The sequence below is a fragment of the Xanthomonas sp. F14 genome (genome assembly GCF_014199865.1).
This window is the reverse complement of record NZ_JACHOM010000003.1, coordinates 461,831-476,589: the sequence shown is the minus strand read 5'-3', so window position 1 is coordinate 476,589 and position 14,759 is coordinate 461,831. Positions and strand designations below refer to the sequence as shown.

The 14,759-nt window shown below is 67.4% G+C and carries 12 protein-coding genes; 8 read left to right on the top strand and 4 right to left on the bottom strand.

Annotated features, from left to right (window positions below):
• The first annotated feature begins 38 nt into the window (after positions 1 to 38).
• The 7 genes from GGR73_RS13420 (at position 39) to glnE (ending at position 10,405) form a co-directional block, all read left to right on the top strand.
• Positions 39 to 548: a sigma-70 family RNA polymerase sigma factor gene (locus GGR73_RS13420; RefSeq protein ID WP_016902856.1), complete on the top strand. Its 510-nt coding sequence runs from the start codon at positions 39 to 41 to the stop codon at positions 546 to 548.
• A 9-nt stretch (positions 549 to 557) separates the two neighbouring features.
• Positions 558 to 1,607 carry a FecR domain-containing protein gene (locus GGR73_RS13415; protein WP_184457339.1) on the top strand — a complete coding sequence of 350 codons (1,050 nt, stop codon included), beginning with the start codon at positions 558 to 560 and terminating at the stop codon, positions 1,605 to 1,607.
• A 119-nt stretch (positions 1,608 to 1,726) separates the two neighbouring features.
• Positions 1,727 to 4,258: a TonB-dependent siderophore receptor gene (locus GGR73_RS13410; RefSeq protein WP_184457337.1), complete on the top strand. Its 2,532-nt coding sequence runs from the start codon at positions 1,727 to 1,729 to the stop codon at positions 4,256 to 4,258.
• Between the two features lie 64 nt (positions 4,259 to 4,322).
• Positions 4,323 to 5,921 carry a PepSY-associated TM helix domain-containing protein gene (locus GGR73_RS13405; protein WP_456362967.1) on the top strand — a complete coding sequence of 533 codons (1,599 nt, stop codon included), beginning with the start codon at positions 4,323 to 4,325 and terminating at the stop codon, positions 5,919 to 5,921.
• Positions 5,918 to 6,241 (top strand): hypothetical protein, encoded by a 324-nt coding sequence (locus GGR73_RS13400; protein ID WP_104646867.1) that lies wholly within the window; start codon positions 5,918 to 5,920, stop codon positions 6,239 to 6,241. Before GGR73_RS13405 ends, GGR73_RS13400 begins: the two co-directional genes overlap by 4 nt.
• The gene (locus tag GGR73_RS13395) at positions 6,229 to 6,579 is read left to right on the top strand and encodes a DUF3325 domain-containing protein (RefSeq protein WP_184457333.1); all 351 of its coding nucleotides are present in this window, start codon (positions 6,229 to 6,231) and stop codon (positions 6,577 to 6,579) included. The genes GGR73_RS13400 and GGR73_RS13395 overlap by 13 nt, the downstream gene beginning before the upstream one ends.
• Positions 6,580 to 7,573: 994 nt before the next feature.
• A complete protein-coding gene (gene glnE, locus GGR73_RS13390) occupies positions 7,574 to 10,405 on the top strand; it encodes a bifunctional [glutamate--ammonia ligase]-adenylyl-L-tyrosine phosphorylase/[glutamate--ammonia-ligase] adenylyltransferase (RefSeq protein WP_184457331.1) in 2,832 nt (943 codons plus the stop codon).
• A gap of 135 nt (positions 10,406 to 10,540) precedes the next feature.
• Here the strand turns inward: glnE and GGR73_RS13385 are convergent, their stop codons facing one another.
• The 4 genes from GGR73_RS13385 to GGR73_RS13370 all read right to left on the bottom strand — a co-directional run bounded on the left by GGR73_RS13385 (position 10,541) and on the right by GGR73_RS13370 (position 13,964).
• Positions 10,541 to 11,098 (bottom strand): VUT family protein, encoded by a 558-nt coding sequence (locus GGR73_RS13385; RefSeq protein WP_184457329.1) that lies wholly within the window; start codon positions 11,096 to 11,098, stop codon positions 10,541 to 10,543.
• A 504-nt stretch (positions 11,099 to 11,602) separates the two neighbouring features.
• Entirely contained in the window at positions 11,603 to 12,106 is a 504-nt protein-coding gene (locus GGR73_RS13380; protein WP_016902864.1) for a hypothetical protein, read from the bottom strand.
• Positions 12,103 to 12,966 carry a DUF2145 domain-containing protein gene (locus GGR73_RS13375; protein ID WP_184457327.1) on the bottom strand — a complete coding sequence of 288 codons (864 nt, stop codon included), beginning with the start codon at positions 12,964 to 12,966 and terminating at the stop codon, positions 12,103 to 12,105. The genes GGR73_RS13380 and GGR73_RS13375 overlap by 4 nt, the downstream gene beginning before the upstream one ends.
• Before the next feature lie 50 nt (positions 12,967 to 13,016).
• A complete protein-coding gene (locus GGR73_RS13370) occupies positions 13,017 to 13,964 on the bottom strand; it encodes an ELM1/GtrOC1 family putative glycosyltransferase (protein ID WP_184457325.1) in 948 nt (315 codons plus the stop codon).
• A gap of 136 nt (positions 13,965 to 14,100) precedes the next feature.
• Between GGR73_RS13370 and GGR73_RS13365 the strand changes: the two genes are divergently transcribed.
• Positions 14,101 to 14,691, top strand: coding sequence for a malonic semialdehyde reductase (locus GGR73_RS13365; protein ID WP_104569158.1), 591 nt, complete (start codon positions 14,101 to 14,103; stop codon positions 14,689 to 14,691).
• Positions 14,692 to 14,759: the final 68 nt, after the last annotated feature.

Sequence of the window (14,759 nt, the reverse complement as noted above, 5' to 3'; positions counted from 1 at the left end):
CGCCTTGCCGCCTGGGTCCAGCCGTCCAGGAGGTCATCGTGTCGGTCACGCAAGGCGCGCTTCATCAACAGGTGGAGCGCCTGTACACCGACCACCATGGCTGGCTGCAGGGCTGGCTGCGGCGCAAGCTGGGCGATGCGTTCGTGGCTGCCGACCTGGCGCAGGACACCTTCATCAGCGTGATCAGCGCGGGCGCCGCCGACGAGATCCGCGAGCCGCGCCCGTTCCTGGCCACCATCGCGCGCCGGCTGATGGCGCACCGGCAGCGGCGCAAGTTGCTGGAAACCAGCTACCTGGAACTGCTGGCTGCGCTGCCGGAGGAATTGGCGCCGTCGCCGGAGCTGCAATTGCTGGCGCTGGAAGCGGTGCAGCAGGTGGACCAGGCGCTGGATGGCCTGCCGCCCAAGGTGAAGGAAGCCTTTTTGCTGGCGCATCTGCAGGAGCTGAGCTACGCGCAGATCGCGCAGCGGCTGGGCGTGTCCAGCAGCTCGGTCAAGCAATACCTCACGCGTGCCAACCGGCACTGCCTGTTCGCCCTGTCGGCGTGAGCTGCACGGATGGCTGATGCCGCCTCACCTCGTGCGCGCACCGCTGCCGGCCAGCGCGCGCCGCTGGCCGGCGGGCAACCGATCAGCGCCGAGGTTGCCGACCAGGCCGCGCAATGGCTGACGGTGCTGATGTCCGGCACCGCGAGCGAGGCGCAGCTGCAGCGCTGGCAACAGTGGCGCGATGCGCATCCGGACCACGCGCGGGCGTGGGCGCATATCGAGGCGGTGACCGGGCGGCTGAAGACGCTGACCCCGCAGGCGGCCTATCGCAGCCTGTCGCCGTATGCGGGCAGCAACGGCCAGGCATCGCCTGGCCGGCGCAAGGCGCTGAATCTGCTGCTGTGGGGCGGGGTGGCCGGGGCCACCGGCGTGCTGGCCTCGCGCACCGAACGCTGGCAGCGCGCCACCGCCGATTACGCCACCGCGACCGGCCAGCGCCGCGAGGTGCAGTTGCAGGACGGCAGCCGCATCACCCTCAACACGCGCAGCGCCATCGATGTGCGGTTCGATGCGCAGCAGCGGCTGCTGCAGTTGCTGGCCGGCGAAATCATGGTGACCACCGCGCACGCGCTGGGCGCGGATCACGACGCGCGGCCGCTGCTGGTGCGCACCGCGCAGGGCGATATCCATGCATTGGGCACGCGCTTTTGCGTGCGCCAGGACGAAAACGACACCCGGCTGAGCGTGCTGGAAAGCGCGGTGGAGGTGCGGCCACATGCGGCCGCGCAGGCCGTCGGGCGCGTGCAGGCAGGGGAGCAGTGTCGGTTTACCGCCGACGCGCTCGGCGCCATCGCGCCGGTCGATGCACAGGCCGCGGCCTGGGTGCGCGGGCAGCTGATCGCCGACGAGTGGCGCCTGGATGTCTTCATCGCCGAACTCGACCGTTATCGCGCCGGGCTGCTGCGCTGCGACCCGCAGGTGGGCAGCCTGCGCGTCTCCGGCGTGTTCCCGCTGGACGACACCGACCGCATCCTGGCAATGCTGCCCAGCGTGCTGCCGGTGCGGGTGAGCCGGCGCAGCCGTTACTGGGTGACGGTGCAGGCGGCCGGGCAGGCCTGAGGCGCGGCCAGCCGGCACCTCGCCGAAAAAAAGTTTGCATCCGGGCTGCCCGATCGCCGCAGTTGTGGCACCTCCCCAATGACGGTGTCAGTGCGACACCAAACCTTTGTGGGAACAGCATGTCGATCACTGCCCGCCGCCGCGGCCAACTTTCTTCTTCGTCGTTGCAGCGCAACGCCCTGGTGCAGGCCGTGCAGCGGCCGCTCGGCACCGCCGTGGCGGTTGCGCTCTGCAGCCTGGGCGTGTGTGCGGGCATGCCCGATGCCATCGCCCAGACCGCGCCTGCCACGCAGGATGCACGCCAGGCCTACCGCATCCCCGCCGGCCCGTTGGCGCCGGCGCTGCGTGAACTGGCCGGTTCGGCCAACCTGTTGCTGAGCTTCACCGCCGCGCAGACCGACGGCAAGACCACCGCCGGGCTGGATGGCAGCTACACCGCACCGGCCGCCCTGGCTGCGCTGCTGGCGGGCAGCGGCTTGCAGGCCGTGCCGTTGCAGACCGGCGGCTACGTGTTGCGCGCCGCGCCGCAGCTGAGTACGAGCAATAGCGAAGTGGACGCGTGGCTGCTGCCCACCGTCAAGGTCACCGCGCAGGCCAACCGCAGTGCGACCACCAGCGGCACCGGCAGCTATACCGCGCGCGCGGTCAGCATCGGCCGCGGCGAGCAGTCGCTCAAGGACATCCCGCAGTCGATCAGCGTGGTCACCCGTCAGTTGATGGACGAGCAGAACATCACCTCGGTCTACGACGCGCTGGCCAGCACCACCGGCATCACCATCGTGCAGAGCCCGCAGGGCGGCAAGTACATCTATTCGCGCGGCTTCGACATCACCACCGTGCAGTACGACGGCGTGCCGCTCAATCGCGGCATGTATGGCCGTGCGAGCAACTACAGCGCCAACATGGGCATCTACGATCGCGCCGAAGTGCTGCGCGGTGCGGCCGGCCTGCTGCAGGGCGCGGGCAATCCCGGTGGCGCGGTGAACCTGGTGCGCAAGCGCCCGCTGGATGTGCCGGGCGTCAGCGTGATGGTGCAGGGCGGCAGCTGGGATCGCTACGGCGCCCTGATCGATGGCAGCGCCAACCTCACTGCCGATGGCGCATTGCGCGCGCGCGGAGTGATCGACTACCAGGATCAGCGCTCGTTCGTCGATGGGGTCACGCGCCGCACGCCCACCTATTACGGCACGCTCGACTACACGTTCTCGCCGCAGACCCAGCTCAGCCTGGGCGTGAGCTACGAGCAGGTGGAAGGCCGGCCGTTCTTCGGCGGTCTGCCCAGTTTCAGCGATGGCCGCGATATCGGCCTGCCACGCCAGACCAATCTGGGTGCGGCATGGAACCGGCAGTCCTCGTCCAATCGCGGGCTGTATCTGGACCTGGACCATCGCTTCAATGCCGACTGGGTATTCAAGCTCAGTGCGGTGCAGGTGCGCGAGCTGCACGATCTGAAATATGCCAGCTCCAGCCGCGCGATCAATCCGGCCAACGGCACCGGCGCGCTGCTGGCCGCGCGCACCATTTCCGATGCGGACGCCTTCGGCTTCGACGCCAATGTGATCGGGCAGTTCAATGCACTGGGGCGCAGGCACGAGTTGGTGATCGGCAGCAACTTCGCCGAGACCACCGTGGATACGGTCTACGGCAACAAGAACAACTTCCAGACCTTCAATGTGTTCAATCTGCAGCGCAATGTGCGGGCGATCAGCGATGCGGAAATCTTCGCCAATGCACGCGAGGCCCGGCATGGCACCTCGCGCGAATTCGGCTTGTACGGCGCACTGCGCTGGCAGCTGACGGATCCGTTGAGGGCCATCGTCGGCACCCGCGTGAGCTGGCACGACACCCTGTGGAACACCACCACCACCGGGCTGTCGCCGTCGCAATCGATCGAGCACACCCGCGAGACCGGGCAGGTCACGCCGTATGCCGGCCTGTTGTACGCCTTGAGCCCGACCTGGTCGGCCTACGCCAGTTATGCGGACATCTTCCAGCCGCAGAACGCGCAGACCGAAGCCGGCGAGATGCTCAAGCCGATGACCGGTGCCAACTACGAGCTTGGCATCAAGGGGGAGTGGCTGGACGGACGCATCAACAGCGCGTTTGCGCTGTTCCAGATCGAGCAGAAAAACCGCGCCCAGGCCGACCTGACCACCAGCCCCACCTGCCGCAACAACGATTTCTGCTACATCGACAGCGGCAAGGTGCGCAGCCGCGGGTTCGATGCCGAAGTCAGCGGCGAGGTACTGCGCGACTGGAACGTGTTTGCCGGTTACACCTTCAACCGCACCACCTACCTGCAGGATGTCAGCAGCCAGGGTCAGACCTTCAACAGCTACACGCCCAAGCATTTGCTGCGGGTATGGACCACCTACCGTCTGCCGGGCGTGTTGCAGGACGTCACCGTCGGTGGCGGTGTCAGCGCGCAGAGCGCGGCGTATCGGCAGATCGGCACTGCCACCGCGCCGATCCAGGGGCGTGCGGTCTGGAATGCATTGGCGCGGTATCAGGTCAACCGGCAATGGTCGGTGGCGGTCAATCTCAACAACGTGTTCGACAAGCACTACTACAACACCTTGTCGAGCTTCGTTAACGGGCGCTATTACGGCGAGCCGCGCAACGTGATGGTGACCCTGCGCGGCGCGCTGTGATGCGGGCACCAGCGCTGCGGTGGCGCATGGCGCGTGCCGGATGAAAGAAGGCTTTCGCCAAAGCATGGCCTGGCTGCACACCTGGTGCGGCCTGAGCTGTGGCTGGTTGCTGTGCGCGATCTTCCTGACCGGCACGCTCAGCGTGTTTCGCGATCCGATCACCAACTGGATGCAGGGCACACCGGCCTTGCCGAGTGCGAGCATGCAGACGGTCCTGTCGGAAGCAGCGCTGGTGCCGCGTGCACTGGCGCAGTTGCATCAGCTTGCGCCACAGGCGCGCCTGTGGCGGATCACCTTGCCCGCGCATCCGGGTGAGGCGCTCACGCTGTTCTGGCGGACACCAGAGGGCCAGGATCAGGCAGCGCTGGACCCGGGGAGCGGCGAGTTGCTGCCGTCTCCGTGGGGCCGGCAGACCGAAGGCGGCCGGCATTTCATGAGCTTCCACTACACCTTGCATGGCGGCATTCCCGGCTATTGGCTGGTGGGCTGGGTGTCGCTGTGCGGGCTGATCGCGCTGGTATCCGGGGTGATCGTGCACAAGCGGATCCTTCTGGATTTCTTCACCTTCCGCCCGGGCAAGGGCCAGCGCTCGTGGCTGGACGCGCACAACGCCACGGCGGTGCTGACGCTGCCGTTTTTGCTGATGATCGTCTACACCGGCCTGGCGTATTTCCACACCAGCTACATGCCCGCGCCATTGCACGCACTGTATGGCAGCGACGAGGACGCCTACACGCGTTACGCCGATGATCTGTCGCCGGCAGTGCCTGCGACCAGCACAGACGAAGCAGCAGTCAACAACGTGCCTGCCTATCTGCCGGAGCTGGTGCAGCGTGCAGATTTGCTCAACGCTGCGCCCGCGCAAACGCTGGTGATCGAGCGGCCCGATCAACCCGGCAGCAAGCTGCGGGTGATCGCGCGCGTGGCCGCGACCGGCAGCTCGCGGCGCCTGCTCAACCCAGCCAATAGCGTGGTATTCGACGCGAACAGTGGCGCGCTGCTGGAGCGGCACGCGGATGCCGCACGCACGGACCTGCACGCGCAGGATGTGGAAGAGGTCATCAAGACCTTGCACGTGGCCGGGTTCGGCGGCTGGACCAGCAAATGGCTGTATTTCATCTGCGGCCTGGCCGGCACCTTGATGATGGCCACCGGCACCTTGCTGTTTTCGATCAAGCGGCGTCGGCGTAGCGAGCAGGAGTTCGGCGCGGCCACCGCCGGCATCTATCGGGTAGTGGAAGCGCTCAATGCCGCCGCGCTTGCGGGAACCGCCTTGGCGAGCATCGCGTATTTCTATGCCAACCGCCTGGTGCCGGCTGCGCAGGCCGGGCGCAGCCAGATCGAAATCCACGCATTCCTGTGGGTCTGGGCGGCCACGCTGCTGCATGCGCTGCTGCGCCCGCCCGCGCGTGCATGGGTGGAGCAACTGGCGATGACCGCGCTGCTGTGTGTCTGCTTGCCGTTGCTCAATGCGGTCACCACCGGGCAGCATCTGGGCGTGTACCTGGCTGCCAGCGACCTGCAGCGCGCCGGGGTCGAGTTGGTTTCGCTCGTCTTCGGCATTGCATTTGCTTACGCGGCATATCGGGCCCATCGCAGCGCAGTGCGACCGGTGCCGACACGCGCCAGGCGCGGCGCCACTGCCGCGATGGATGTGCTGTGAAGCCTGCTTCGAGCACCGCATCGGTGACGCGCTACCGCTGGTCGGTTGCCGGTCGCGTGCTTGCTGCCAGTGTCGGCGGCTATGCGCTGACCTCCACCGGCTGCAGCGTGCTGGCGCAGCTGCTGTCGCGGTTTGCCGGCGTGTCGCCTGCGGTCTCGGTGCTGAGCATGACTTTGCTGAGTTTCGCCATCTACACCGTCGTCGTGCTGTGGATGTTTCGTGCGCGCAGTGCATTGCGCATGTGGGGCTGGCTGGGCGTGGGCATCGCCGTGCTGGGCGGTGCGAGCTGGTTGCTGGGACATCCGCCATGGATGGGCTGATCACCGCGCTGCTGGGCACCGCGCTCTGCCATGCCGCAATGATGGCCCTGGCCGTGGCGATGCATCGCCATTACGAGCAGCTCACCGGCCGCCGCACTGCGCCGGTCATGCAGCGATGGTTGCTGCGTGCGATGGCTGTCTGTCCGTTGATCGCCGCGCTGGTGCTGTGCGTGCTCGCTTGGGGCGGAGCGGTGGGCACCTTGTTGTGGCTGGGGTTTGCCAGCGTGGCCGCGCTGTGGGTGGCGCTGGGCCTGGCGTACGCGCCGCGCTGGAGTGCGTGGCTGGCAGTGCTGCTGGGCTGCGTCGCATGCGGGGTGGTGGGTTGGCACTTGCTGTAGTTTGCTGTTGTTTGAAGGCCACACACACCGACCAGTTTGACTGGTCCTTGCCCGCCCACCGTCGCGGGACCTTATGCGGCATGGATGCCGCGTAAGCGCCTACACGGACGTACTTGCGGCGTGTCCTGCGATGGTGGGCGGGCAAGGGCCCTGCACCAAGTCCACAGACCAATCGCTCCGCAACCGATCTATCCGCATTGCCAAGCGCGCAAGAAGCAACGCCTAAAACAATCGAGATTTAGAACACTGGCCTCTTTAACTGCGATCAAATGCCCGAGTCAAAAGCTCAGCTCGTCGAGTGCGCGGCGTCCTCACCGCTCGCGGGACACGCCGTGAACCCATCCCTGGGGGCTCGGTGGCGGCATCCATGCCGCCACACGGTCCCGCAACCGGCGAGGCCACCGCACCAGACAGTTGGTCGGCTGCTTTCCTGAAAGCGTGTGACTCGGCCTGCGTCGCAGACGAGACGTTTACAGGGTGCGTGTTGGAGGCCTGCCTGCCGCTCGGCTTGCGATCGAGAAATAATGAAAGTTGGGCGAATGCCGAGTGATCCAACCAGCGCACGTCGTGCACCGCATGCACAGCTTGCAACCATGCACACCAACCATCTCGACTGGTCCTTGCCCGCCCACCGTCGCGGGACCTTACGCGGCATGGATGCCGCGTAAGAGCCTACATGGACATACTTGCGGCGTGTCCCGCGAGGGTAGGCGGGCAAGGGCCCTGCACCAAGTCCACAGACCGACCGCTCCGCAACTGATCTATCCACACTGCTGAGGCACCTTCGGGACACAACGCTAAAAAATTGAGACGTCGAACAGGCCGCCAAGGAGCCCGCAACCAGTGAGGACATCACGCCCGCCGACATGACCGCATGCTGATGGGACTACACGCAGCGCGGTGGTAAACCCGGTAGTTGCATTGCTGCCTCTAGACACCGCTGGATCAACCGTAGACACGTGCCGCCATCGCGCAGGGATGCCAGAATCGGCGCATGTCGCTGCCTACCTCATCCGTGTCTCCTGCGCTCACCGCCCTGATCGAGCGGGCCGTGGCGCGTGTCCGCCATGCCGTGCCGGCCGACCAGCCTTGGCCGGGCGATGACTTCGCTCGGCGGCTCGAACAGGTCGCGCTTGTCAGCGAGTTTGCGCTCGATACCTTGGCGCGTCAGCCGGCATTGCTGCAGCACCTGGCGCAGCCGGATCCACTGCCGTTGCCACTGCCGGTGCTCGACCACGCACAGCCCCAGGCCTGGCCGGCGCAGTTGCGGCGCTACCGCAGTGCCGAATCTACGCGCCTGGTCTGGCGCGACGTGCTCGATCTGGACAGCGTCGATGCCACCCTGGCCGGTGCCACCCGCCTGGCCGAAACCTGCCTGCAATGTGGGCTGCAGGCGTTGGAGCAGCAATTCCGCGACCGCCACGGCCAGGTGATTGCCGGAGACGGCAGCGTGCAGCGGCTGGTGGTGTTCGGGCTGGGCAAGCTCGGTGGTGGCGAGCTGAATTTTTCCTCGGATGTGGATCTGGTCTATGCGTATCCGCAGGGCGGCCAGTCCGATGGTGCCCGCCCGTTGGCAGCGGAGGAATATTTTGCGCGGCTTGGCCAGCAGCTGGCCAAGCTGCTCGACGAAACCACCGCCGATGGATTCAGCCATCGCGTGGATCTGCGTCTGCGCCCGTTCGGTACCGCCGGGCGCGTGGCCCTGTCGTTCACCGGCATGGACCAGTACTTCCAGCGCGAAGGACGCGACTGGGAGCGCTATGCCTGGCTCAAGGCGCGCGCGGTGGCCGGCGATATCGATGCCGGCGAAGCCTGGCTGGAGACGCTGCGCCCCTTCGTCTACCGGCGCTATCTGGACTTCACCGCACTGGACGGCCTGCGCGAGATGAAGGCGGCGATCACTGCCGAAGTCGCCCGCCACGATCGTCTGGACGACATCAAGCGCGGGCCGGGCGGCATTCGCGAGATCGAGTTCCTGGCGCAATCGCTGCAGCTGATTCGCGGTGGGCGCGAGCCGAGCCTGCGCGAGCGTCGCCTGCTGCCTGCCCTGCAGGCGCTGGTGGAGGCCGGCCAGATCGATGCGGACAACGGGCATGCATTGACCGAGGCGTATCGCTTCTTGCGCCGGCTCGAAAATCGTCTGCAGATGTTGCGCGACGCACAGACTCATGCCTTGCCGCAGGTGCCGCTGGATCGCGAACGCATCGCGCTGGGCCTGGGTTATGCGGATTGGCCGGCACTGCTGCAGGCACTCACTCCGCAACGTGCGCGCGTTGCCGCCGAATTTGCCGAGCTGCTGGCACCGCGCGTGCGCGCCACCGCGCCCGACGCACTTGCCGATTACTGGCGCGCCTTGCCGGAAGGCGATGCCGCGCCGCTGGCCGGCATCGGACTGCACGATCCAGCCGGCGCGCATCAGGTGCTGGCCGATTTTGCGCAGTCCTCCGGCGTGCGTGCGCTCTCCGATACCGCAAGCGCGCGGCTGGACCGCGTCATGCCGGCGCTGCTGCATGCGGCCACCCGCGCCAGCCAGCCGGATGCCGCCGTGCGCCGCGTGCTCGGCCTGCTGCAATCCACCTTGCGCCGCACCAGTTACCTGGCCTTGCTGGACGAACAACCCAGCGCGCTCGCACGCCTGGTCGATGTGCTCTCGCGCAGCGCCTTGCTGGCCGAGCGCCTGGCTGCGCATCCGCTGTTGCTGGACGAACTGCTCGACACCCGCATCAGCGGTCCGTTGCCCGACCGCGACGCGTTGCACGCTGCATGCCTGGGCACCTTGCAGATCGAGGACACCGAAGCGGCGCTGCGCGAACTCAACGAGCGCCGGCTCGCCTTGAGCTTCCGCATTGCGCTGGCCACGCTCGATGGCCGCCAGCAGGCCGTGGACAGCACCCAGCAACTGGCCTGGCTGGCCGAAGCGGTGGTGCAGACGGTGCTGCAGCTGGCGCGCCGCGAACTGATCGCCGCGCACGGGCAGGTGCCGGGCGGGGCGTTCGCCATCATCGGCTACGGCAGCCTGGGCGGCCTGGAGCTGGGCTTCGGCTCGGACCTGGATCTGGTGTTTCTCTACGACCATCCACGCGAGGTGGAAGCCTCCGATGGCAAGCGAGCGCTGGAAGCCGGGCGCTGGTTTGCGCGGCTGGCGCAGAAGGTGATGACACTGCTGGCCGCCGAAACCGGCGCCGGCCGTCTCTACGAGATCGACGTGCGGCTGCGCCCGGATGGTGGCAAGGGCGCGTTGGTGTCATCGCTGGCCAGTTACCGCGACTACCAGCGCGAGCGCGCCTGGACCTGGGAGCATCAGGCGCTGGTGCGTGCACGTGCGGTGGCCGGCGATGCGGCGCTGTGCGCGGCCTTCGCGCAGGTGCGTGCCGACACGCTGACACGTGTGCGCGACACCGCCGTGCTGCACGAGGACGTGCGCAAGATGCGCGCGCGCATGCGCAGCGAACTCGATCGCAGTGATGCGGGGCGGCTGGATCTCAAGCAGGGCGCCGGTGGCCTGGTCGATCTGGAATTCGTCCTGCAGGCCGGCGTGCTCGGCCAGGCTACACAGCACCCTGAGTTGCTGCTGGCCTGCGCCACGCCCGCCTTGATCGATGCATTAGTGCAGGCGCAATGGCTGCCGGCCGAGCGTGCCGCACCGCTGCACCAGGCGCATGCCACCTTGGTGGAAGCGGGCCTGAGTTGCACCCTGGATCGCCGGCCGCGGCTGATCCCGCCAACGCCCGCCATCGAGCAGGCACGGCACAGCATCTTCACTACCGCGCACGCGCAAGGGCTGGAGTTTCCGCTCGGCAAGGACGCGGCGACGCTACCGCCTTGAGTGGCCGGTAGCTGGCGTTGCAAGGTGAGACGCGTGCAGCGCACAGGCCGGGTTGGCAGAAGCGCGGGTGCGTTGAAATGGCGTCCCTGCACCGCGCCTGGTGTTGGCCTGATTGCCGGTGCGTAGGCGAGCCGGTCAGCCCTGCGGGCGCGGCGCACTGCGCCACAGCAGTGCGCGGAACGGGCCGAGCAGGAACACGCCCATGCCCAGCTTCACCGCCAGGTCGCCGGCCGCCCAGCTGATCCATGGCAGTCCAGCGCCGGCAAAGGCGATGCTCCAGAAGATCGTCGTATCCAGCGTGGCGCTGCAGGTGGTGGCCACGATCGGTGCACGCCACCAGTTGCCACTGCGCAGCCGGTCGAACACGCTGATATCCAGCAACTGCGCAGCGATGAAGGCGCTGCACGAGGCCGCCGCGATGCGCGGGGTGGCCAGCCAGAGCGACAACACCACCGCCAGCGCAAACCCGCACCAGGCGACCTTGCGCGCCGCGCGCGGGCCGAAGCGGCGATTGATCAGGTTGCTCACCAGAAACGCCAGCGGATACGAGAATGCGCCCCAGGTCAGCCAGTCGTTGATCGGGTACTGCACCAGGATGTTGGACAACAGCACCACCGCGCCCATGGCCAGGACCGCCCACGCCAATGCGCGCGCGGTGAGTGGGGCGAACGGCGTCGGCGCGGTGCTGGACATGACGGTGCTGCAGTGACAGGGCAATGCGGATTATCCGCGCGTTGGCGCATGCGGGCCAGTGCGCCAATGCGTATGCACGACACGGCCGCGTGCTGCTGGTTTAACCAGCGTGCCGGTCAATGCATGGCCGCCAGCATTGGTGAGTGACGCGCTGCGGATCGCTCGTGCTCGCGCAACCGCGTGATGCGTGAGCACTCCGGCGTTGCGCTGTGCTGCCGTTTGAGCGCATGCCGGCGGGTCATCAGGCAATCTGCGTATACAGCGTTGCCGATTACGGCGCGATCAGCTCGCTGGCAATTGCATGCATGCGTGCCAGGCATCGGTGCGCCAAGGTCCTGCAACGGCACGTGGCCGTACGCGTCAGTGATCAACAAGCCATCGCGCAGGCAGTTCGGCAGATAGTGGAAAATGCCTCTGCGCGCACGGCACATAGCGCCGTATCCGCAACGGTGCGTCAATGACGCCCCATCCTCGCAGACAGCGTCTGCAAGCGGCTTCCCTGCATCACCAGGTGGTGCTGCTGTTCTGCGCGGCGGATTCCGCGGTCGGCACGAATGCCAGCGCCTGGCCTTGTGGCGATTGCACCGTCCAGCCGGCACCAGCCGGGCTCGGCTGGAAGGTCACCGTCTCGCCAACGCGAAAGCCCGCAGTCGGGTCGTCCTGGCGGGCCGGCCAGCGCAGCAGCGCGGTGTTCTCGGCGTTTGCCGGATCCTGCAACTGCACCTGGCAGCCGCCGTCAGTCTTTTTTTCCACCGACTTCACCCGCATCGGCGGCAACGGCCCGGCCGAGGCCTTGTGCGATGCGTCGCTCAAGGCTTCCGAGCCTGCGATCGCACTATGGCCCAGCGCCAACGACACGAAGTACGGCGCGGAGATCACCAGGATCGCCGACATCGCCGAGGCATCGCCACGGGTGATCGTGGTCAGGCCCGCATGGGCCTGCATCGGCTGGCCGAACGAGATGGCCAGCAGCAGCCCGAGGCCGGCAGATCGAAGAGGGATGTTCATGGAGATGCTCCGTGCGTGGCAACGCTGTGTGGAATGGATTGGTCCTGCTGCAGCATCTGTTGCTGCTGCAGGAAATCGAACACCGACTCGACCGTGATCACCGAATAGTTGCCGGAGATGCGCTCGCCGGCGGGATGGTCGGTCACTGCGGCATTGGCGACGAAGAAACGGGCGCCGATGCGCTTGCTCAGATCCAGATGCAGGCGGGTAGGTTGGTAGCCATTGCGTTTGAGCCAGGCTTGCGCGCTGCGTCGATCGCTCACCGGTGCAGCTGTCGCATCTGCTGCGCTGGTCGCCGCCAACGCCGCCGCCAGCACTTCGAGCACCCACTGGTTGGAATTCTGATAATCGGTGGAGAACGGGTAGGCGATCATGCTGTAGCGCGCCTCGTGCAGCGCATGTGCCAGCGTGGCCGGATCCTGCAGCAACGTGCGCAGTTGCTGCTGCAGCGCCGGTGCCGGCACGCCGACGCGCAGATCGGCAGTGAGGGCAGTTTCGCCGATGAAGTTGCTCAGGCCCTCGTGATACAGCGCGGAGTTGTCCGACTTGCAGTGATTGAGCAGGTGCTTCACCCGCCAGGTGCCGTCGTCCTCGCGCAGCGCGAAGGCCAGATGGCTGTGTTTCAGCCCATAGCGGCTCAGATCCTGGCCGCCGCGTGCCAGCAGCACGACCTGCGCACCGTCCACTGCATCCAGCGCCTGCTGGGTGGACCTGGCCATGTCGAACATCGCCGCCAGCGTGGCGGGCGTTGGATAGTGCGGGGTGCACACCGGCGCGGCGATGGCGGGGAGTGCGCAGGTCAGGGAGACGAGCAACAGCGCCGTTGCAAACCAACCGCGCCGTTTGTGTGCAAGTTGCATGGGGAGTGCAGCGTCCTTGTGTCTGCCCCGTGGCATCGGCGGCGGCACCATCATACGTGCAGGCGCGCACGCACCAGTGCGGCGATGCGCTGGGTTTCGCGCAATGGATGCAGCTGCGGCGGCGTTGCGAAAACATCGCCGGCATCGCACAGACGGTCACGCGCCTGCAGTGCCCGCACATATGTCGCCACCCGGCCCCGTGCCTGTCCGGCAAACGCCGCTGCCACCGGGACCCGCGTGGCGCAGGCTTCGGAGAGCAGGTTGACCGAGTCGGCACTGGCCACGATTGCATCGGCCCAGCCCAGCAGGCCGGCGTACGGGTTGGGCCCGTCGCGCTCGTCGCACCACAGCAGGCCTGGCAGGCCTGCATGCAGCTTGCGCAGCATCCCGATCGCCTCGTGCGGCGTACGCCGTGAGGTGGTGACCAGCAGGCTGCCGCCGGCGGCGAGCACCTGCGCGCGCAGGTGCGTGCACAGCGCCGCAAGCGCTTCGGTGGTCCAGGGCAGCTGCGCGGTGGGGCCACCGATCAACAGCGCCACGCGCGGGCCGGGCAGCGCGCCGAGCGCGGCGAAGGCGGCGCGCCCGGCGGCCAGCCAGGCATCGTCCACCGGGTGCAGGCTGCCGAGCAGGGTGAGCACGTTGGCGCCACGCAGCGCATCGTGCTCGGGCACAACCAGCAGATCCCAGTGGCGCGGGTCCAGGCGCGGATCCAGCAGTTGCACCACCCGGCTGCCGCGCGTACGCAGCAACCGGGTGGCCAGCGCGGCCTGGCGCCCGCAGCCGATCGCCAGCGCCGGCGGCTGCTGCAATTGCCGGGCGAAGCCGGATCCAAACGCCGCCTGCGCGCCCGGCAACAGGCGCGGTGCGGCCCAACGCCACGGCGCGCGGGCCTGCAGATGCAACGCCGTGACCGGCGTGGAGTGCAGCGCCTGCGCCAAGGCCTCGGCCTGACGTGCATTGCCGGCGCGGCCGTCGCTGACCGCCCAGGTCAGCGCCATCGTTTCAGATCCGACATAGATTTGTTTCAGATTGAGCGTGTGCTGCCGCAATCGCGTCACTCTACACTGCGGGTCTTCACGCTGGCGCCGGTGCTGCACCCTACTGTCGCCCATTCCCTTGCTTCCCGGAGTCTCCATGTCCGACTTGCTCGACGCTGCCGCGCTGGATCAGCTGTTTCGCACCGCCCGCACGCAAAACGCCTTTCTCGACAAGCCGGTGAGCGAGGCGCAGCTGCGCGAGCTCTACGATCTGCTGAAGTGGGGCCCGACCGCCGCCAACGGGTCGCCGGCGCGTTTCGTGTTCGTGACCACGCCGGAGGGCAAGCAGAAGCTCAAGCCGGCACTGTCCGAGGCCAATGCCACCAAGACGCTGGCCGCGCCGGTCACGGTGATCATCGGCTCCGATGAGCAATTCCACGAAAAACTGCCTTACCTGTTCCCGCATGCCGATGCCAAGAGCTGGTTCGAAGACTCGCGCGAGATGCGCGTATCCGGCGCGTTCCGTAACAGCTCGCTGCAGGGCGCCTACCTGATCCTGGCCGCGCGTGCGCTGGGTCTGGATGCCGGCCCGATGTCCGGCTTCGACAATGACAAGGTGGACGCGGCGTTCTTTGCCGGCACGCCGATCAAGTCCAACTTCCTGGTCAATCTGGGCTATGGCGATCCGGCCGGGCTGTTCCCGCGGCTACCGCGGCTGAGCTTCGACGAAGCCGCACGCATCGAGTAACAGCGGCTGGCACCGCGGCTGCGCGCACCGTCGGGCGGGCGCAGCCGGCGCTCCGGCAGGCAGGAGCC

Excerpts from the sequence above, each read along its gene's own strand:
- GGR73_RS13415 (WP_184457339.1), top strand. The coding sequence starts at position 558 with ATGGCTGATGCCGCCTCACCTCGTGCGCGCACCGCTGCCGGCCAGCGC.
- GGR73_RS13365 (WP_104569158.1), top strand. The coding sequence starts at position 14,101 with ATGTCCGACTTGCTCGACGCTGCCGCGCTGGATCAGCTGTTTCGCACC.
- GGR73_RS13395 (WP_184457333.1), top strand. The coding sequence starts at position 6,229 with ATGGATGGGCTGATCACCGCGCTGCTGGGCACCGCGCTCTGCCATGCC.
- glnE (WP_184457331.1), top strand. The coding sequence starts at position 7,574 with ATGTCGCTGCCTACCTCATCCGTGTCTCCTGCGCTCACCGCCCTGATC.
- GGR73_RS13410 (WP_184457337.1), top strand. The coding sequence starts at position 1,727 with ATGTCGATCACTGCCCGCCGCCGCGGCCAACTTTCTTCTTCGTCGTTG.
- GGR73_RS13370 (WP_184457325.1), bottom strand. The coding sequence starts at position 13,964 with ATGGCGCTGACCTGGGCGGTCAGCGACGGCCGCGCCGGCAATGCACGT.
- GGR73_RS13375 (WP_184457327.1), bottom strand. The coding sequence starts at position 12,966 with ATGCAACTTGCACACAAACGGCGCGGTTGGTTTGCAACGGCGCTGTTG.
- GGR73_RS13380 (WP_016902864.1), bottom strand. The coding sequence starts at position 12,106 with ATGAACATCCCTCTTCGATCTGCCGGCCTCGGGCTGCTGCTGGCCATC.
- GGR73_RS13385 (WP_184457329.1), bottom strand. The coding sequence starts at position 11,098 with ATGTCCAGCACCGCGCCGACGCCGTTCGCCCCACTCACCGCGCGCGCA.
- GGR73_RS13405 (WP_456362967.1), top strand. The coding sequence starts at position 4,323 with ATGGCCTGGCTGCACACCTGGTGCGGCCTGAGCTGTGGCTGGTTGCTG.